The organism is Phenylobacterium sp., from assembly GCF_030697925.1.
GTDB lineage: Bacteria > Pseudomonadota > Alphaproteobacteria > Caulobacterales > Caulobacteraceae > Phenylobacterium.
Genome location: NZ_JAUYOJ010000147.1, coordinates 24,335 through 42,395 on the forward strand (window position 1 = coordinate 24,335; position 18,061 = coordinate 42,395).

At 69.1% G+C, this 18,061-nt stretch carries 16 protein-coding genes; 12 read left to right on the forward strand and 4 right to left on the reverse strand.

Annotated elements, in window-relative coordinates; translation table 11 throughout:
* The gene (locus Q8Q88_RS13620) at window positions 1-1,884 is read left to right on the forward strand and encodes a hypothetical protein (protein ID WP_305675728.1); all 1,884 of its coding nucleotides are present in this window, start codon (window positions 1-3) and stop codon (window positions 1,882-1,884) included.
* Here the strand turns inward: Q8Q88_RS13620 and Q8Q88_RS13625 are convergent.
* The 4 genes from Q8Q88_RS13625 to kdgD form a co-directional block, all read right to left on the reverse strand.
* Window positions 1,868-3,433, reverse strand: coding sequence for a carboxylesterase/lipase family protein (locus Q8Q88_RS13625; protein WP_305675729.1), 1,566 nt, complete (start codon window positions 3,431-3,433; stop codon window positions 1,868-1,870). The two genes, Q8Q88_RS13620 and Q8Q88_RS13625, sit on opposite strands and share 17 nt — an antisense overlap.
* A 31-nt stretch (window positions 3,434-3,464) precedes the next feature.
* Window positions 3,465-4,373: a LysR substrate-binding domain-containing protein gene (locus Q8Q88_RS13630; RefSeq protein ID WP_305675730.1), complete on the reverse strand. Its 909-nt coding sequence runs from the start codon at window positions 4,371-4,373 to the stop codon at window positions 3,465-3,467.
* A 107-nt stretch (window positions 4,374-4,480) separates the two neighbouring features.
* The gene (locus Q8Q88_RS13635; protein WP_305675731.1) at window positions 4,481-6,064 is read right to left on the reverse strand and encodes an aldehyde dehydrogenase (NADP(+)); all 1,584 of its coding nucleotides are present in this window, start codon (window positions 6,062-6,064) and stop codon (window positions 4,481-4,483) included.
* The gene (gene kdgD, locus Q8Q88_RS13640; RefSeq protein ID WP_305675732.1) at window positions 6,048-6,992 is read right to left on the reverse strand and encodes a 5-dehydro-4-deoxyglucarate dehydratase; all 945 of its coding nucleotides are present in this window, start codon (window positions 6,990-6,992) and stop codon (window positions 6,048-6,050) included. Before kdgD ends, Q8Q88_RS13635 begins: the two co-directional genes overlap by 17 nt.
* A gap of 239 nt (window positions 6,993-7,231) precedes the next feature.
* Here kdgD and Q8Q88_RS13645 point away from each other — a divergent pair, with 239 nt between their 5' ends.
* The 11 genes from Q8Q88_RS13645 to Q8Q88_RS13695 all read left to right on the forward strand — a co-directional run bounded on the left by Q8Q88_RS13645 (window position 7,232) and on the right by Q8Q88_RS13695 (window position 18,048).
* A complete protein-coding gene (locus tag Q8Q88_RS13645) occupies window positions 7,232-8,005 on the forward strand; it encodes an SDR family NAD(P)-dependent oxidoreductase (protein ID WP_305675733.1) in 774 nt (257 codons plus the stop codon).
* Between the two features lie 84 nt (window positions 8,006-8,089).
* On the forward strand, window positions 8,090-8,779 hold the full coding sequence (locus Q8Q88_RS13650) for a TetR/AcrR family transcriptional regulator (protein WP_305675734.1): 690 nt from the start codon (window positions 8,090-8,092) through the stop codon (window positions 8,777-8,779).
* A 211-nt stretch (window positions 8,780-8,990) separates the two neighbouring features.
* Entirely contained in the window at window positions 8,991-10,172 is a 1,182-nt protein-coding gene (locus Q8Q88_RS13655) for an amine dehydrogenase large subunit (RefSeq protein WP_305675735.1), read from the forward strand.
* Window positions 10,172-10,660: a MauE/DoxX family redox-associated membrane protein gene (locus tag Q8Q88_RS13660; RefSeq protein WP_305675736.1), complete on the forward strand. Its 489-nt coding sequence runs from the start codon at window positions 10,172-10,174 to the stop codon at window positions 10,658-10,660. The genes Q8Q88_RS13655 and Q8Q88_RS13660 overlap by 1 nt, the downstream gene beginning before the upstream one ends.
* Window positions 10,660-11,250: a redoxin family protein gene (locus tag Q8Q88_RS13665; RefSeq protein ID WP_305675737.1), complete on the forward strand. Its 591-nt coding sequence runs from the start codon at window positions 10,660-10,662 to the stop codon at window positions 11,248-11,250. The genes Q8Q88_RS13660 and Q8Q88_RS13665 overlap by 1 nt, the downstream gene beginning before the upstream one ends.
* Window positions 11,251-11,252: 2 nt before the next feature.
* On the forward strand, window positions 11,253-11,810 hold the full coding sequence (locus Q8Q88_RS13670; protein ID WP_305675738.1) for a methylamine dehydrogenase light chain: 558 nt from the start codon (window positions 11,253-11,255) through the stop codon (window positions 11,808-11,810).
* Window positions 11,810-12,256 carry a cytochrome c gene (locus Q8Q88_RS13675; protein WP_305675739.1) on the forward strand — a complete coding sequence of 149 codons (447 nt, stop codon included), beginning with the start codon at window positions 11,810-11,812 and terminating at the stop codon, window positions 12,254-12,256. Before Q8Q88_RS13670 ends, Q8Q88_RS13675 begins: the two co-directional genes overlap by 1 nt.
* Window positions 12,253-12,738, forward strand: coding sequence for a cytochrome C (locus Q8Q88_RS13680; RefSeq protein ID WP_305675740.1), 486 nt, complete (start codon window positions 12,253-12,255; stop codon window positions 12,736-12,738). The genes Q8Q88_RS13675 and Q8Q88_RS13680 overlap by 4 nt, the downstream gene beginning before the upstream one ends.
* Window positions 12,739-12,761: 23 nt before the next feature.
* Entirely contained in the window at window positions 12,762-14,960 is a 2,199-nt protein-coding gene (locus Q8Q88_RS13685; protein WP_305675741.1) for a TonB-dependent receptor, read from the forward strand.
* Window positions 14,961-15,016: 56 nt separating this feature from the next.
* Complete coding sequence (locus Q8Q88_RS13690; RefSeq protein ID WP_305675742.1) at window positions 15,017-16,420, forward strand: aldehyde dehydrogenase family protein; 1,404 nt, start codon at window positions 15,017-15,019, stop codon at window positions 16,418-16,420.
* Window positions 16,420-18,048, forward strand: a complete 1,629-nt coding sequence (locus Q8Q88_RS13695; protein WP_305675743.1) for a long-chain fatty acid--CoA ligase — start codon at window positions 16,420-16,422, stop codon at window positions 18,046-18,048. Before Q8Q88_RS13690 ends, Q8Q88_RS13695 begins: the two co-directional genes overlap by 1 nt.
* Window positions 18,049-18,061 lie beyond the last annotated feature (13 nt).

Below are 18,061 nucleotides of genomic sequence, written 5' to 3' on the forward strand. Positions count from 1 at the left end.
ATGACCACCCGCCGCCGTTTTCTCGCCAGCGCCTCGGCCCTGCTGCTGGGCGCCTCGGCGGCGCCGGCGCTGGCTCGCGAGGGAGCCCGGCTGGAGGTCGCCACGCCCATGGCGCCGCCGGAATGGGCGCTGCTGGAGCGCGAGCTGCTGCGCGCCAACGCAGAGGCCTGCGAAGAATTCTTCGGCCGCTATTTCGACGACCGCGGCTTCCTGCTGGCCTATGAGCGCTGGGGCGCCAATGACGGCCCCGACGACGCCATCGAGAACGTCAACGACTGGCCCCACCTGCATGCGCTGGGCGGATCGGATCGCATCCTCGAGCTCTACAAGAAGGCCTGGGAAGGCAATCTTCGCCAGTACACCCTGGCCAAGACCAAGGACGTGCCGTTCGCCCAAGATGGCATGTACTACAAGGAATTCCCAGTCATGCTGGACTGGCAGCACCTCAGTGAGGGGTTGTCGATGTTCAATCTGCAGGGGCTGTCGGACCCCTATGACGCACGCTTCCGCCAGCGGGCCAGGCGCTTCGCCGGGTTCTACATGAACGAGGATCCAGGGGCGCCGAACTACGACCCCAAGGTCAAGATCATCCGCAGCATGTTCAACGGCAGCCGCGGGCCGCTTATGCGCAAGGCCACGCCGCTGGACTGGGCGGGCGACCCCTTCGAGGTCGGCGACCGGTTCCAGATGGAGCATGGCGAGCGGACCTACGAGGAGACCCTGCTGCACTACGCCGAATACGGCGACATCATCGGCGACAGCCCGCTCAACCTGCACGCCACCACCCTGGCGCTCAACGCCTACATGCTGGACCACGAGGAGAAGTACCGGACCTGGCTGCTCGACTATGTCGACGCCTGGGTGGCGCGGGCCAAGGACAACGGCGGTGTGCTGCCCAGCAATATCGGGCTGGACGGCAAGATCGGCGGCGCGACAGACGGCAAGTGGTGGGGCGGGGTCTATGGCTGGGGCTTCAGCCCGGTGGCGCCTCCGGGCGGCAAGCGTGAGGACCGCAACCGCGTGCCGCGCTCAATCGTGGCCTTCATGAACGCCTATCTGCTGACCGGCGACGACCGCTATCTCGATGTCTGGCGCAAGCAGAACGACGTCATCAACGCCCAGAAGAAGCTGGTCGACGGCAAGCTCTCGACGCCGCGCATGTACGGCGACTCCGGCTGGTATTCCTATGCGCCCGGCGACTACGTGCTGAACAACTGGGAGATCTGGTACCTGTCCCAGCGCGCCTCCGACCGGGCGCGGGCCGGCGGCGACCATCCGTGGGTGGCCTTCCTGGAAGGGCGTAATCCGACCTATCCGGGCCAAGCCCTGCGCGCCGATCTGAGCCGCGTGCGCGAGCGCGTCCAGGCCGGGCGGGACGACAAGACCACCCCCGACACGCGCCTGGCCGACAATGCGCTGGACATCAATCCGGCCAGCGTCACGGCCATGATGCATCTGATGCAGGGCGCCATCCACATCGCCCGCCCGCCATGGAGCAAGACCTCGCCGGCCCAGGGCGGCGCGCCCCTATATGCCCGGCTGCGCTACTTCGATCCGCACCGGCGGCGGGCGGGTATTCCGCCGGACGTGGCGGCCCTGGTCGACAGCCTGACAGACCGGACCACCGGCGTGACCTTGGTCAATGTCAGCCAGATCGAGGCCCGCGATGTGGTCGTCCAGGGCGGCGGCTACGGCGAACACCAGATCCTCGGGGTGAGCCTCGAGGGCGGCAAGGAGGTCGCGGTGGATGCGTCCAGCTTCACTGTGCGGCTCGCGCCCGGCGCCGGGGCCCGGATGACCTTGCGGATGCAGCGTTACGCCAACCGGCCGACGCTGGCCTTCCCTTGGGCGTCCTCTGGGGGCGAGATCAGCTCCCCGGCTTGAAGTAGGGCGCCGCGGCGAACAGCTTGCGCTCCTCACTGCGCGGGTCGTCGACCATCCTTGGAGTGACGTCGAACACCAGGGTCGGGCGGCGCTCCAGGGTGTATTTCTCCCAGGCGGGGATCTCGGGGCAGTTGGGATCGCCGGTGCGGGCGAAGGCCAGGAAGGCCGCGGTCATCTGGTGCGAGACGGCGCGCGCGCCAGGTCCGGTTCCGGTCTTCGAGCCCTTCGCCGCCAGGTTGCCGAACACCAGGGCGATGTCGAAGCTGTGGAAGGCGCCCAGGCGTCCGCCCTCGAGCGGCGAGCCGAAATCGAGCTGGTACATCCAGGCCGGCGCCCCGATCTTCGCCCGCTCCTCGGCCTGGATCAGGTGGCCGCGCCAGGAGCGACCGGCGGTCGACGCGGCGAAGAATACGTCCGACGCAGAGGCCTGCGGATAGAGCTCGCGATAGCGCGCCACCACCATGTCGGGATCGATGTCGACCACCATCTCTGGGGCCAGCTTGGCGGGCAGTTCGTCCCAGTTGAGGGCGAAGTTCTTCGGATCCCCGGCCAGGAAGGCGCGGGTCTCGTCGTGGGTGTTGCCGATGATCATCGGGATGTGGCCGCTCTCCCGCGGGGCGTCTGGGAAGAACGGATGCCGCGACAGGCTGCGGTGATCCATCACCGACCAGAAGATGATCGCGCCCTTGCCGAGGACCGGGTCGGTGATCTTGAGCGCGGCGACCAACTTGTCCGCCGGCAGGGTCCGCAGCAGGTCGGTCTGGTCGGGCCGCAAGCCGAGCGCGGCCATGAAGGCCTTGGCCCGCTCGGTGGCGTTGATGGGGCCCATGGAGGTCACGTGCTGGCCGCTCATGGTGGCGACCTTGTGGAACAGGCCCTTGGCGACCGGCATGGCCATCAGGGTGACCAGCTTGGCCCCGCCGCCCGACTGGCCGAAGGCAGTGACGTTGTCCGGATCGCCGCCGAACTCGGCGATGTTGTCACGAACCCATTGCAGGGCCAGGACCAGGTCGAGATTGCCGACATTGCCGCTGTCGGCCAGGTCTGGCCCGCCCAGCTTGGCGAAGTAGCCGTAGCCGAAGACGTTCAGCCGGTGATTGACCGTCACCACCACCACGTCGCCGGTCCGCGCCAAGTTCACGCCGTCGTAGAGCGGGTCCGATCCCGAGCCGTTGGCGTGGGCGCCGCCATGGACATAGACCATGACCGGCCGCCGCTTGCCGTCGCGCAGGCCGGGCGTCCAGACATTGAGGAACAGGCAGTCTTCGCTGGTGGGGCCCTCGGCCTTGGTCTGGGGCGAGGCGGGGCCGTAGGCGAGCGCATCCCTGACGCCAGTCCAGGGTTGGGGCGGCTGCGGCGGCATGAAGCGGCGAGGGCCGGTGTCGGCGCCGTAGCGCACGCCCTTGAAGACCGAGATGCCGTCCTCGACGGCGCCGCGCACCTTCCCGGACTTGGTGGCGGCGATCGGCGATTTGGCGGCCGCGGCCGCGGGGCTCGCCAGACCCAGGCCGGCGGCGGCGGCGAGCAGGCGGCGGCGGTCGGTCAGCATGGTGGCGTCGTTCCTTCAGCGCCGCGGGGCGCTAGTCGTTCGGCCCCTCGATCAGGGCGGCTTCGGCGATGCAGAGGTCGATGAACGGCTGCAGGATCGGGCTGTCATTGTCTTTGCGCCAGGCGATGTAGAGCTCGACGGGCCGGGCCGGGGTGGTCTCGACGGGGCGATACTGCACGTCATCGAAATGCAGGTTCATGGCCGCCTCGGGCACCAGGGCCGCGCCCAGCCCCGCATGGACCAGGGCCAGCATCGAATGGATCTGGGTGATGTGTTGCACGCAGTTGGGGGTGATCCCATTGGCGTCGAACAGCGTGGTCAGCATGTTGTGGAAATAGCCGGCGCCCTCGGCCGAATACATGATCAGCGGGGCGTCGTCGAAGTCGGCCAGGGTCAGGGAGGCCTTGGCCAAACGAGGATCGCCGGTGGGCAGGGCGGCGACCAGCGGCTCGCTCAGCACGCGGGCGGTGGCGAACTCGGCGCGCTCCATGGGCGGACGCACCAGGCCGATATCGATGCTGCCGGTGAGCAGTCCCTCGACCTGTTCGCGGGTGACCATCTCGCGCAGAGTCAGGTCGGCGTTGGGCAGGTGGGCGCGCGACAGGATCACCAGCCGGGGCAGGAAGTTGTAGCCGGACGCCGCGGTGAAGCCGATGGCGATCTGGCCCGCCTCGCCACTGGCGATGCGGCGGGTGGCGAGCGCCGCGGACTCGGCCAGGCGCAGGATGCGGCGAGCCTCCAGCAGGAAGGCGCGGCCCGCCGGGGTGAGGCGGACCGAGCGGCTGGTGCGGTCGAGGAGCGTGACGCCGAGGATCCGCTCCAGCAGCTGCACCTGCCGGCTGAGCGGCGGCTGGGTCATGTTCAGGCGCTGGGCCGCGCGGCCGAAATGCAGCTCCTCGGCGGTGGCGACGAAGCAGCGAAGTTGGCTGAGCTCGAACATGGGAAAGCGCCCGCTTGTGATCCGCTGGTGGCGCGAAGCTAGGCGATTGGGGGGCGGGGCGGTAGCCGTCGCCGCGCCCGGCCGGCGCGCGCTGACCGCGGTCGCGTTCATGCGAGGTCCAGCTTGCCGTCGATCCGCCGGACCAGGCCCAGGGGATTATCGCCGCGCAACTCGGGCGGCAGCAGGGCCTGCGGCAGGTTCTGGTAGCAGACCGGCCGCAGGAAGCGGGCGATGGCCAGGGAGCCCACCGAGGTCGCGCGGCTGTCGGAGGTGGCGGGGAACGGGCCGCCGTGGACCATGGCGTGGCCGACCTCCACCCCGGTGCCGAAGCCGTTGACCAGGACCCGGCCGGCCTTGAGCTCCAGTTCGGGCAGCAGGTCGCGCGCCAGGTCGGTGTCGTCCGGGTCCATGTGCAGGGCGACGGTGAGCTGGCCTTCGAGTTCGGCGATCGCGGCGCGCAGGGCCGCGGCGTCGGGGCAGCGCACCACCAGGGAGGCCGCGCCGAACACCTCTTCATGCAGGCGCGGATCGGAGCCGAAGGTCTCGGCGGAGGTCGCGAACAGCGCCGCCTGGCCCTGGCCCTCGCCGGGACCGGGCGATTGACCCTGACCGACAGCGGCGACGCCGTCGCGCTCGGCCAGGTTCCGCACTCCCGCGGCGTAGTTCGCGCAGATGCCAGCGGTCAGCATGGTGGCGGCCGGCGCCTGGCCAAGCGCCTGCGCGGCCGTGGCCAGGAAGGCGTCCAGGCCGGGGCCTTCTATGGCGAGGACCAGGCCGGGATTGGTGCAGAACTGGCCCGCGCCCTGGGTCAGGGCGGCCACGAAGTCCCTGGCGATGGCGGGGCCGCGGGCGGCGAGCGCCGCGGGCAGGAGCAGGACCGGATTGATGCTGCTCATCTCGGCATAGACCGGGATCGGCTCGGGCCGGGCCTGGACGATCGCGGCCAGGGCGAGCCCGGCGCGACGTGATCCGGTGAACCCGACCGCCTTGATGCGAGGATCGGCCACCAGGGCCTGCGAGATCTCGACGCCGGCGTCGTGCAGCAGGGCGAAGACCCCCGCTGGCAGGCCATGCGCGGCCACGGCTTCCTGGACGGCGCGGCCGACCAGTTCGGAGGTTCCGGGATGGGCCGGATGGGCCTTGACCACCACTGGGCAGCCGGCGGCCAGGGCCGAGGCGCTGTCGCCGCCGGCCACCGAGAAGGCCAGTGGGAAGTTGCTGGCGCCGAACACCGCCACCGGCCCCAGCGGCACGTTTCGCAGCCGCAGGTCGGGCCGGGGCAGGGGCTTGCGGTCGGGCAGGGCGGGATCGATCCGCGCCTCCAGCCAGCCGCCATCGCGCAGCACGCCGGCGAACAGGCGAAGCTGGCCCGTGGTGCGTCCGCGCTCGCCTTCGAGGCGGGCGCGGGGCAGGCCGGTCTCGGCCATGGAGCGGACGATCAGATCATCGCCGATGGCCTCGATCCGCTCGGCGATGGTCTCGAGGAACCGGGCCCGGGCCTCGGGCGAGGTGGCGCGATAGGGCCCGAAGGCTACGGCGGCCAGAGCGCAGGCCTCGGCCAGGTCGGCCTTGGTCGCCCCGCCGAAGGCCGGATCGAGCACCCGGCCGGTGGCGGGATCGACCCCCTGGAGGCCGCCGCCCGAGCCCCGGCGCGCGCCGCCGCCGATCAGCAGCTCACCCGTTGGCGGCAATGGCGTGGTCCTTGGTCTGCACGCGCGCGATCAGCGCCTGGAGTTCGGCGCCTTCGGCCGGGGTGAGGTCGGTCAGGGGCGGGCGGACGGGGCCGGCGTCATGGCCGACGGCGACCATCCCGGCCTTGACGATGGAGACGGCATAGCCGCGGCCCCGGTTGCGCAGGGCGATATAGGGCAGGACGAATTCACGCAGGCCGGCCAGCACCGTTTCGCGGTCGCGGCGGCGCACGGCCTTGTAGAAGGCCAGGGCCCAGTCGGGCAGGAAGTTGAAGATCGCCGAGGAGTAGGTGGTCACCCCCATCTCCAGATAGGGCAGGGCGAAGGTCTCGGCCGTGGGCAGGCCGCCGATATAGGTGAGCCGGTCGCCCATCCGGGCATAGACACGCATCATGAGCTCGACGTCGCCGACCCCATCCTTGAAGCCGACCAGGTTCGGGTTGCGGTCGCAGAGCCTGGCCAAGGTGTCCTCGGTCAGGATAGCGTTGTCGCGATTGTAGACGATGACCCCCAGGGCGGTCGCACGGCACGCCGCCTCGATATGGGCCGCCAGGCCCTCCTGGGAGGAATTGACCAAATAGGGCGGTAGCAGCAGCAGCCCGTCGGCCCCGGCGCGCTCGGCGTCCTGGGCGAGCTCGACGGCGATGGCCGTGCCGTAGCCGCAGCCGGCGATGACCGGGACCTTGCCGGCGGTCTCCTCGACGGCGGCGCGGACCACGCGACCGACCTCGGACGGGGACAGGGAGAAGAACTCGCCGGTGCCGCCGGCCGCGAACAAGCCGGCCAGATCGCGCTGCAGCATCCAGGCGCAATGCCGGCGGTAGGGGCCTTCGACGAACTGGCGCTGGGCGTCGAAGTGGGTGACCGGAAACGACAGCAGTCCTCCGCCAATCTGCTGGGCCATCTCGGCGGGGGTCATTCGGCTCATCGGTTTCCTCGCTAGGCGTCGGCGTTTTTGACAGCGAGGCGCGCGTCGCGGGGCCTCGGCCCATCGCGGCCGTTCACTGGAGCCGACGCTAGGAGCAGAGCCGGTCGGGGTCTAAGCCAAAGGCGCTATCGACCGATGCGGGAATTGGCTTGATTGGGCTCCCCAAGCACACGGAGCGCTGTAGGGTGCGTCGCGCCGGCGGCCGGAGGGTCGCGATAACCCCAGACCCTTGAGGCCCCATGGACTTGCAGCTGAACGACAAGGTCGTCTTCGTCGCGGGGGGCAGCCGCGGGATCGGGCTCGGTATCGTGGAGGCCTGCCTGGCGGAGGGCGCCCGCGTGGCGTTCGCGGCCCGGGGCGAGGGACCGCTGATGGCGGCGCGCGACACGCTGGCCGCGCGGTGGGGCGAGGACCGGGTCTGGGCGCGGGCGGGCGACCTGCGCGAGAGCGCGGTCCTCGACGAGATGATCGAGGCTGTCGAAACGGAGTTCGGGCCCATCTGGGGCGCCGTGGCCAATGTCGGCCTCTATCCCTGCCCGCCGGGGTTCGATGTCGACGACGAGACCTGGGACGCCGGCTTCGTCCAGAACCTGGATTCCGCCTATCGGTTGGCCCGGGTGATTCTTCGCAGGATGACCGAGCGCAAGGAAGGTTCCCTGCTGTTCATCAGCTCCATCGCCGGCGGGGCGGCGCTGGGTACGCCGCTCACCTACGGGACGTCAAAGGCGGCGATGAACCACATGGGCAAGGAGCTGGCGGCGATCGTCGGTCGGCACGGCGTGCGGGTGAACACCATCGCGCCGGGCAACATCATCTTCCCCGGCGGCGACTGGGAGGCGCGGTCGCAGGGCCCCGGCGGCGAGAAGGTGTTGCGCTGGATCAACCGCGAAGTGCCCCTGAAGCGGTTCGGCGCGCCGCACGAGATCGGTGTCGCCGCGGCCTTCCTGCTCAGTCCGGCCGCCAGCTTCGTGACCGGCGTGGTCCTGCCCGTGGACGGCGGCCAGACCAAATAGGCCCCGGCCGCGGCATTTCGGGTCGGCGCTTGTCGCTGCCGGACGGCGGCACTAAGTCTCGGCGGACACGCGAAGGATGCGCCGTTGACGGACTTCACGATCCCGGACCTCAAGATCAAGCCCCGGGAGGGAGGATACGCCCGGGGTCAGGAGGGCCTGGCGCGCATCCTGACGGCCGCGTTGACGCTGCTGGTCGAGCAAGGCTCGAAAGCCCTGACCCTGCGCCGGATCGCGGCCGAGTGCGGGCTCAAGGCGGGCAATATCGCCTATTATTTCTCCTCGAAGGAGGAGCTGCTGCGCGAGCTGCTGGACGCGATCATCAGCAGCTACGAGGAGGCGTTCGACGCCATCTATTACGCCCCCGACACGACGGCCGAGGAACGTCTCGAACGGATTGTCATGCTCATCCTGGAAGACATCAAGACCAAGCAGACCACGCGGATCTTCCCGGAGCTGTGGGCGATGTCCAACCACGACCCGTTCGTCCATGACCGGGTCGACGACCTCTATCGGCGCGCGCGGGTGGTGCTCAACGACCTGGTCGGCGAGATCAACCCCGCCTTGCCGGTGGACGAGCGCGAGGCGCTAGCCCTGTTCATGTCGGCCTCGATGGAGGGCATGACCATCTTCGCCGGTCACGACAAGCCCTGGATCGGCAAGATGCCGGCGATCGAGCGGATCGCGATCAAGTCCTTCCTCTACGCCATTCGCGCCATGCGTCCGGGGGAGATCTCGGGCCTCGTGCAGCCGGACAGCGAACCGCAGCTCGTCTGAGCCGACGCTCCGGCCAATTCCACAATGAACCCCGTCCGCCCCGACGCGTGAAGCGCCGGCCACGGATCCTTGCCACGACGGGCGATAGACCGGTGTGATCTCAAGATTTGCCGAACGACCAAAGTTTGTCGATTGACAAAAGATTGGCTCGGGTCTTTTCTCCTCATCATTCGGCACGCTCGGAAGCGGCGGCCTGTTGGGGGAGTAGACGATGCGTTCGACGAGGCTCCGCTTGGTCCTGGCCGCAGGTCTGGCCTCCGCGCTCGTCGCCCAGCCGTTGTGCGCCCAGCCCTATCCGACGCCGCTGGCCGAAGAGCCGATCCCGAACGTGCTCGTCCTGCCGGAGCGCTATCCGGCGAGCTGGATGATCGTTCACGACTTCAACTTCAACGCGCTCGTCGACGGACGCGGCGTCGTGGTCGACACCAATGCGCCGACAGCGCCGCTGAAGGGCTGGGTGCAGGTCGCCCAGTTCGGCAACATCCTGCACGCCTCGACCAGGCCGGAACTCTATTCGGCGGAGACCTACTTCTCCCGTCTCGCCCGCGGGGAGCGGACCGATGTCGTCACCATCTGGGACAAGGCGACGCTCAAGCCCAAGGGCGAGATCCTCCTGCCCGGCGGCAAGCGCCAGCAGTCGGTCACCTACAAGAACAGCTTCCAGTTCACCAATGGTGAGCGGTGGGCTCTGGTCTCCAACTTCACGCCCGGCCAGTCGGTGACCGTCGTGGACCTGGAGAACCGCAAGGTCCTCGGCGATATCGAACTGCCTGGTTGCGCGCTCATCTATCCGACCGGCGAGCGCGGGTTCACGACCTTCTGCGCCGACGGGACCATGACCAGCCTGGTCCTCGACGCGGAGGGCAAGCTGGCCTCGAGCGTCACGTCCACGCCGATACACGATATCGACAACCAGCCGATGTTCGGCATGCCGGCCCTGGTGGGGCGGACCGCCTGGTTTGTGACCTATCGCGGCCAGCTGCGCGGTTTCGACCTGTCCGGCCAGGTGGCCAAGGAGGTTGGGAGCGGCTTCACCCTTGGTGGGGCCGATGGGGGCAACCCCGAGTGGCGGCCCGGCGGCTGGCAGGTGATCGCCAGCAGCGCCGCGGGCCATCTCTATGTCCTGATGAACCCCGCGGGTCGCGAGGGCAGCCACAAGGACGGCGGAACCGAGGTCTGGGTCGTCGATCCGGCCAAGAAGGCCCGGATCGCGCGGATTCCGCTGCAGGGGGTCGGCTCCTCGATCGAGCTGACGCGCGAGGCGCGGCCGAGGCTGGTGGTGGCGCGCGTCGACAGCGTGATCGATGTCTATGACGCTGTGTCCGGGACCTTCCTGCACAGCCTGGGCAACCGGGTGGCCTTCAATCCACAGACCCTGACGGCGGTCGAGTGATGGCCGCGCTCGCCCTGTTCCTCGCCCTGGTCCTGGCCCTGTCGGCCGGCCACAAACTCCTCGAACGCGAGCGCCTGGCCGCCGCCGCCACCCGGCTGGCGGGCGTCGATGGCGCGATCGGCCCGGCCCTCAGCCTCGCGGCGGCGGCGATCGAGGGCGCGGCGGCCCTGGCGCTGGTGCTGCCCGGTCTCCAGCCGCTCGGCGGCGCGATCGCGGCCCTGCTCTGGACCACCTACGGCCTAGCCCTCTGGCGGCGCCGGGGCATGAGCCTCGATTGCGGCTGCACCTTCGCCGCGCGGCAGAAGCCCGTCGACGGCCCGGCCGTCGCCCGCGCCGCGGCGCTGGCGGGCCTGGCCCTGGCCGTCGCGGCGGCCCCGTCCGCCCCGTTCTCGATCGAAACCCCGTTCGCCGCCCTGGCCCTGCTCGCCCTCTATCTCGCGTTCGGCGAATTGGCGGCCATTCCGGCGACCCAGAAAAGGAAGGCCTGATGCTCACCTCACAGATCCTCTTGTGGATCGCCGTGCTCGTGCTGGCCGTGCTCGTGGCCGCGCTCGCCCGGCAGGTCGGCATCCTGCACGAGCGGATCGCCCCGGCCGGCGCCCTGACCCTGCATCAGAAGGTCAAGGTCGGCGACGCGGCCACGCCGATGCTCCTGCGCGCCCTGGACGGGTCCAGCGTGACCGTCGGCGGCAAGCGCGACGGTCGCAGCCAGTTGATCTTCTTCGTCTCCCCCGACTGCCCGGTCTGCAAGTTCCTCCTGCCGGTCTTCAAGTCCGCCGCCAGGGCCGAGGCCGACTGGCTCGACGCCCTACTGGCCAGCGACGGCGACGAGGCCGCGCAACGCCGGATGGTCATGGAGCAGGGGCTGGGTGGAACGCCCTTCGTGCTCTCCGAGGCGCTGGGCCGGTCGTTCGGGGTCTCGAAACTGCCCTATGCCGTCCTGCTCGACGACACCGGCCGGGTGGCTTCCCTTGGTCTGATCAACAGCCGCGAGCACCTGGAAAGCCTGTTCGAGGCCAAGGAGAGGGGCGTGGCCTCGATCCAGGAATTCCTCGCCCGCCGCGAAGGGGAGGCCTAGCCGTGGCCCAACTCGACAAGTGGACCGAGACCCTGGCGCGTGGCATCGCCCGCAGTTCTTCGCGCCGCAGCCTGCTGGCATGGCTGGGGGGAACCCTGACCGGGGCGGCGGTCCTGCCAGTGCTGCCGGTGTCCCGCGCCCATGCGGCCGGCGCGCCGGGCGCGGCCGGCGAGGCCCGCCCGCCGATCACTTCCGGCGATCCACAGGATCCGGGCGACCGGACCCAGTGCGACTACTGGCGCTACTGCGCGATCGACGGCTTCCTCTGCACCTGCTGCGGGGGCAGCGTGAACGCCTGCCCGCCGGGCACCGAGATGTCGCCGATCACCTGGATCGGCACCTGCACCAACCCGGTCGACAAGCGCGCCTACATCATCAGCTACAACGACTGTTGCGGGGTGTCGTCCTGCGGTCACTGCCTGTGCAATCGCAATGAGGGCGATCGCCCGCCGGTGCGGCCGCAGTCCAACAACGACTACAACTGGTGCCTCGGCACGGAGAGCAGCGTCTACAACTGCTCGACGGCGGTCATTGTCGGCGTGGCGCCGGACCGCCGGTGATGCGGGCGCTCCTGCTCCTTCCCCTGCTGCTGGCGACGCCGTCCCTGGCCGCCGCGCCGGACGGCGCCTCGATCTACAAGCGCTGCTCGGCCTGCCACCTGCCTACGGGGGCTGGGGTGCCCGGCGCCTATCCGATGCTGGGCGCGAACTTCAAGTCGCTGGCCGCATCGCCGGCCGGACGCAGCTATCTGATCCTGGTGATCGCCAAGGGCCTGGCCGGCCCGATCACCGTCGAGGGTAAGCCCTTTCGCGGCGTCATGCCTGCCCAGACCCTGGACGACGCCGCCATCGCCGCGACGCTGAACCATGTCGGCGTGAACGTCGCCATGGCCGGCAAGGGGTTCCGGCCCTTCAGCGCGGCGGAGGTCGCCGCGGCCCGGGCTTCCGGCGCGGCGCTCAACGCCGCCGCGGTCGGCAAGCTGCGCGCCCAGGCGCTCGGAAGATGAGGGCCTCGGCGCCCGCCCTGTGGGTTTCGGCGGCGGCCTTCGCCGCTGGCATCGCCCTGGCCGGGACCGCCACCGCCAGCCGCGCGCAACCGCCCTTGCGCGGCGTCGCCGATCCGACCCAGGCGCGCGCCGACTACATCCTGAAGTGCCAGGGATGCCACCGTCCCGAGGGCGGCGGCGACGCGCGGACCACGCCGCCGATGCGCGGGTCGGTGGCGAAATTCCTATCCGTGCCGGGCGGGCGCGAATACCTCGGGCGCGTGCCCGGCGTGGCCACGACCGATCTCGACGATGCGCGGCTCGCCAGCCTGCTGAACTGGACGCTCTACCGCTTCGATATGGGAAACCTGCCGGACGATTTCCGGGCCTACACGGCCGACGAGGTCGGACGTCTGCGCCGCGCGCCGCTGCGTACCGAGGCGTCCCGGGTCCGGGCCGAACTAATCACGCGCATGCCGAACGGGGAGAGCCCGGGCAAATGACCAAACACTGGGGGAGAAGGTACATGCAGCACTCAATCGCCGGGGGCTATCTGGCCAAAGGATTCCTAGCGCTCCTGCTCACCAGCGCGGCCGGAGCGGCCTATGGGCAGGACGAACCCACCGCCATCGAGGAGGTGATCGTCACGGCCAACAAGCGGGCCGAGAACCTGCAGGACGTGCCGATCTCGGTGTCGGCCATCACCGGCGACGCCCTGGCCAAGAGCCGGGTGACCCAGGCTGACGAACTGGTGACCAAGGTCCCGAACCTGCAGCTCACGTCCACGGTGGGCGACAACACGCCGATCTTCGCCCTGCGCGGGGTGTCGATGTCCGACTACAGCCTCAACCAGTCCAGCCCCGTGGCGACCTACTATGACGAGGTCTACAAGGGCAACTTCGCCTTCCTGGGAGTCGCCATGTTCGACCTGGAGCGGGTGGAGGTTCTGCGCGGGCCGCAGGGCACGCTCTACGGCAAGAACACCACGGGCGGGGCGGTCAACCTGATCACCAAGGCCCCAAGGCTCGGCGAGACGAGCGGGAATGTCGGCCTCGGCTACGGCGCCTACGATCGGGTCGATGTGAGCGGCGCGGTCAACCTGCCCCTGGGCGAGAACGCCGCCCTGCGGGTGGCCGGGGTCTACGCCAAGGCTGACGGCTGGTTCGAGAACGTCCTGCCAGGCAAGCCGGACCTGGCCAGCGTCAGCGAGTACGGGGTTCGCGCGACCCTGCTCTACGAGCCGTCGGAACGGCTTCGGATCATCGTGCGCGGCTCGACCAGCTACCAGAACCCGCGCAACTACGGAATCTACGCCGAGCCGGAGGCGGTCAATCGCCCGGGGCTCGATGAACGCCAAATCGCCGCGAACGTCACCGACCGGCGCCACGCGCGCACCTACTCGCTGTCGCTGACCGGCAACTACGATGTCACCGACACCCTGACCGTCACCAGCATCACCTCCTGGGACAAGGGGCGCCTCAACTTCTACGAGGACACCGACGGCCAGGCGACCGAGCTGCTGGAGATCCCCTATGCCGACCGCGCGACCCAGTTCGCCCAGGACCTGCGGCTGACCAGCGATCTCGACGGCCCGTTCAACTTCATCATCGGCGCCTACTACAACCGCGAAAAGGTCTTCAACCAGACGACCTTCGAGATTGCCAAGGACGTCGATTCCGACGGCCTGCCGGGGGTGACCGACGCCGACTGCGCCATCGGCCTGCCGCTGGGCTGCCTGTTCGAGAACAGCTTCGATCAGCTGAAGGAGAGCGTGGCGCTCTATTCGGACGCCAGCTTCGACCTGACCGAGGCCCTGAAGCTGCGCGGCGGTCTGCGCTACACCCACGACACCGGCGATCAGACCAATTTCCGCTCCGACGCCCTGGGCCCCAACGGGGTGCTGGTGGTCAATCTGATCCCGCCGTCGTCGCTCAGCTACAAAACCAACAACCTGTCGGGAAAGATAGGCCTCGACTACAGCCTGGCCAGCGGCGACCTGGTCTACGCCACCTACAGCCGCGGCTATCGCGCCAACAGCTTCAACGCCCAGGCCTTCTTCGATCCCTCGGAGCTGTCGGTCGCCGAGCCGGAGACGGTCGACGCCTTCGAGCTGGGCGCCAAGACCCAGTTCGCCGACCGGCGGATCACGCTGAACGCGGCCGCCTTCTACTATCGCTACGAGAACCAGCAGTTCATCAACATCGACCCGTCGACGGCGGCCCAGACCCTGCAGAACATCCCCCGCTCACGCATCATGGGCGGCGAGATCGAACTCACGGCGCATGCGAGCGAGCGCCTGACCCTGCGCGGCGCCGTCGGCCTGCTCGACACCAAGATCGAGGAGGGGATCGTCAGCGGCGTCGATGTTTCGGGCCGTGAATTGGCCAACGCTCCGGCGCTCACCTTCAGCGGCGGCGTCGACACCACGGTGATGGACGGCGACAGCGGCAAGCTCAGCCTCCATGCGGACCTGAGCTACGCCTCGAGCCAGTATTTCGAGGTGCTCAACATCCCGCGCCTGCGCCAGGACCGCTACGCCCTGGTTTCGGTCCACGTCGACTGGGAGTCGGCCGACGGCGCCTGGAACGCGTCGATCTGGGGCAAGAACCTGACCGACCGCTTCTACTTCACCTCGCGGGTCGATCTGCTGGCCGGCTTCGGGTTCGACTACAACCACGTCGGCGCCCCCCGCACGTTCGGCGTGACCGTGGGCCGCAGCTTCTGACCTGACCGCTGACAAGAACAGGTCCTGCCGCGCGACGGCGGGCCAAGGAGGAAACCATGGCTGACTACAGGCTGCTGATCGGCGGCGAGCTCGTCGATGGCGACGCGACGATGGAGGTCATCAACCCGGCCACCGAGGAGGTTCTGGCGGTCTGTCCGCGCGGCTCGGAGCGGCAGCTCAACGCCGCGGTCGCCGCCGCCAAGTCCGCCTTCAAGGGCTGGGCGAAGACGCCGATGGCAGGCCGGCGCGCCCTGGTGCTGAAACTGGCCGACGCGATCGAGGCGCGCACCGAGGAGTTCGCCCGCCTGCTCACCCAGGAACAGGGCAAGCCTCTGGCCGAATCCACCGCCGAGATCAGCTATACGGCGGCCTTCCTGCGCTATCTCGGCGGCCTGGACCTGGCGAACCGGTTGATCGAGGACAACGAGACCCGCCGGGTCGAAATGCGCCGCAAGCCGCTCGGGGTGGTCGGCTGCATCATCCCCTGGAACTTCCCGGTGCTGATCGTCGCCTTCAAGGCGCCGCTCGCCCTGATCGCCGGCAATACGATCGTGATCAAGCCGGCGCCGACCACGCCGCTCACCACCCTTCGGCTGGGCGAGCTGTGCGCGGAGATCTTCCCGCCGGGCGTGGTCAACATAGTCACCGACAACAACGACCTGGGCGGCGTGCTCACGGCCCATCCCGACGTCGCCAAGATCAGTTTCACGGGCTCCACCGAGACCGGCAAGAAGGTGATGGCCAGCGCCGCCTCCACCATCAAGCGCATCACCCTGGAGCTCGGCGGCAACGACGCGGCCATCGTGCTGGGCGATGTCGATCCCAAGGCCGCGGCGGCCGGAATCTTCGGCGGCGCCACCATGAATGCGGGCCAGGTCTGCCTGGCGATCAAGCGGGTCTACGCCCATGAGTCCATCTATGACGCCCTGTGCGACGAGCTCGCCGTCCTGGCCGACGCCGCGGTGGTGGACGACGGCCTGATGCAGGGCGTGCAGATCGGCCCCCTGCAGAACAAGGCGCAGTACGAGAAGGTGAAGGGCTTCCTGGAGGACGCCCGCGCCGATGGCAAGATCATCGCCGGCGGTGTGGTGGAGGACCGTCCCGGCTACTTCATTCGCCCGACCATCGTGCGCGACATCACCGACGGCGCGCGGCTGGTGGACGAGGAGCAGTTCGGCCCGATCCTGCCGGTGATCTCCTTCACCGACGCAGAGGAGGCCCTGGATCGCGCCAACGCCTCGCCCTGGGGCCTGGGCGGCTCGGTCTGGTCCAAGGACCGCGACCGGGCCTATGCGCTGGCCTGCGAGATGGAGTCCGGGACGGTCTGGATCAACAAGCATCTCGACTTCGGCCCCAATATCCCGTTCGGCGGGGCCAAGCAGTCCGGCATCGGAGTCGAGTTCGCCGAGGAGGGGCTGCACGAGTTCACCCAGCTGCAGGTCATCAACGAAGCCCGATGATGCAACCCGGCCTCATGCAGCCCGTCCCGCTGCAAATCTCCAGTATCCTGAAGCATGCGGTTCGCGCCCATCCGCGGCGCGAGATCGTCTCGCGCCTCGTGGATGAGCCCCTGTGGCGCTACACCTACGGCGACTTCGCGCGGCGTACCGCGCGGGCCGCCAACCTGCTGAAACGGCTGGATATCTCGCCGGGCGACCGGGTGACTACACTGGCCTGGAACACCCACCGACATCTGGAGCTGTTCTACGCGGCGCCCGGCGTGGGCGTGGTCCTGCACACCGCCAATCCCCGTCTCTCGGACGAGCAGATCGCCTATACGATCAACCATGCCGGAAGCGCGGTCCTGTTCTTCGACCGATCGTTCTCGGAGCTGGTCGATCGCATCCGAGCGCAGCTTCCGTCGATCCGCGGTTTCGTGATGCTGAGCGATGAGGATCGGCTGATCCCCGGAGCCGTCGGCGCCGTCTCCTACGAGACCCTCATCGCCGGGGAGACGGACAGCCTCGACTGGCCGGAGTTCGACGAGAACGCCGGCGCCTTCCTCTGCTACACCTCGGGGACGACCGGCGATCCCAAGGGGGTGCTCTATTCGCACCGCTCCGTCGTGCTCCACGCCATGGGCGCTGGGCTGTCGGGTGCGTTCGGTTTCTCGGCCTTCGACGTCATCATGCCTTGCTCGTCGCTCTATCACGCGACCGCCTGGGGCCTGCCGTTCACGGGTCTGCTGAGCGGCTGCAAGTTCGTCCTGCCCTGCGACCGGATGGACCCGGCCAGCCTGTCGGAGCTCATCGGCGCCGAGGGCGTAACCTTCTCGGGCGGCGTGCCGACCATCTGGACCATGTACCTGGACCATCTGAACCGCACCGGTGAGGGTACGGGGCGGCTTCAACGGGTGGTGATCGGCGGTTCCGCGGTTCCCAGGGCGATGGCCGAGACCTTCCAGCAGCGCTACGGCGTCCAGGTCCTGCAGATCTGGGGCATGACGGAGATGAGCCCGCTCGGGGTGATCGCCACCTCGACTCCGGCCATCGCCGAGCCGGGGCAGGCCCATGAGAACGAGATCATCTGGACGCGGCAGGGGCGCCTGCAGTTCGGGGTGGAGCTGAAGATTGTCGACGAAACCGGCGTCGAACTTCCCCGCGACGGCGTGAGCTCCGGATCGCTGCTCGTCCGCGGTCCCTGGGTGATTGAGCGATATTATCGCGCCGGCGAGTCAGCCCTTGGGTCGGACGGCTGGTTCGACACGGGCGACATCGCCACCCTGGACGAGGACGGCTTCCTTCGGATCACCGACCGCAAGAAGGATGTCATCAAGTCCGGCGGCGAGTGGATCTCGTCCATCGACATCGAGAACATCATGGCCGCATGCCCCGGCGTGAAGACCGCCGCCGTCGTGGGCGTCGCACATCCCAAATGGGAAGAGCGCCCGATCCTGGTCATTGAGCGGCATGAGGGCGCCGGCCTGACGGAAGCCGAGGTTCAGGGATTCCTGGAGCCGCGCATCGTCAAATGGTGGATGCCCGACCTCGTGGTGTTCGAGCCCGTGCCGCTGACCGCCACGGGCAAGGTCGACAAGAAACGCCTTCGCGAAAGGCACGGAGAGGCCCTGGTCGCGGCTGGCAGGTGACCCGCGCCCGCCG

Bases quoted from the DNA above. Each gene is read 5' to 3' on its own strand.
- Q8Q88_RS13620 (WP_305675728.1), top strand. From the start codon at position 1: ATGACCACCCGCCGCCGTTTTCTCGCCAGCGCCTCGGCCCTGCTGCTG.
- Q8Q88_RS13625 (WP_305675729.1), bottom strand. From the start codon at position 3,433: ATGCTGACCGACCGCCGCCGCCTGCTCGCCGCCGCCGCCGGCCTGGGT.
- Q8Q88_RS13630 (WP_305675730.1), bottom strand. From the start codon at position 4,373: ATGTTCGAGCTCAGCCAACTTCGCTGCTTCGTCGCCACCGCCGAGGAG.
- kdgD (WP_305675732.1), bottom strand. From the start codon at position 6,992: ATGAGCCGAATGACCCCCGCCGAGATGGCCCAGCAGATTGGCGGAGGA.
- Q8Q88_RS13645 (WP_305675733.1), top strand. From the start codon at position 7,232: ATGGACTTGCAGCTGAACGACAAGGTCGTCTTCGTCGCGGGGGGCAGC.
- Q8Q88_RS13655 (WP_305675735.1), top strand. From the start codon at position 8,991: ATGCGTTCGACGAGGCTCCGCTTGGTCCTGGCCGCAGGTCTGGCCTCC.
- Q8Q88_RS13660 (WP_305675736.1), top strand. From the start codon at position 10,172: ATGGCCGCGCTCGCCCTGTTCCTCGCCCTGGTCCTGGCCCTGTCGGCC.
- Q8Q88_RS13665 (WP_305675737.1), top strand. From the start codon at position 10,660: ATGCTCACCTCACAGATCCTCTTGTGGATCGCCGTGCTCGTGCTGGCC.
- Q8Q88_RS13675 (WP_305675739.1), top strand. From the start codon at position 11,810: ATGCGGGCGCTCCTGCTCCTTCCCCTGCTGCTGGCGACGCCGTCCCTG.
- Q8Q88_RS13680 (WP_305675740.1), top strand. From the start codon at position 12,253: ATGAGGGCCTCGGCGCCCGCCCTGTGGGTTTCGGCGGCGGCCTTCGCC.
- Q8Q88_RS13685 (WP_305675741.1), top strand. From the start codon at position 12,762: ATGCAGCACTCAATCGCCGGGGGCTATCTGGCCAAAGGATTCCTAGCG.
- Q8Q88_RS13690 (WP_305675742.1), top strand. From the start codon at position 15,017: ATGGCTGACTACAGGCTGCTGATCGGCGGCGAGCTCGTCGATGGCGAC.
- Q8Q88_RS13695 (WP_305675743.1), top strand. From the start codon at position 16,420: ATGCAACCCGGCCTCATGCAGCCCGTCCCGCTGCAAATCTCCAGTATC.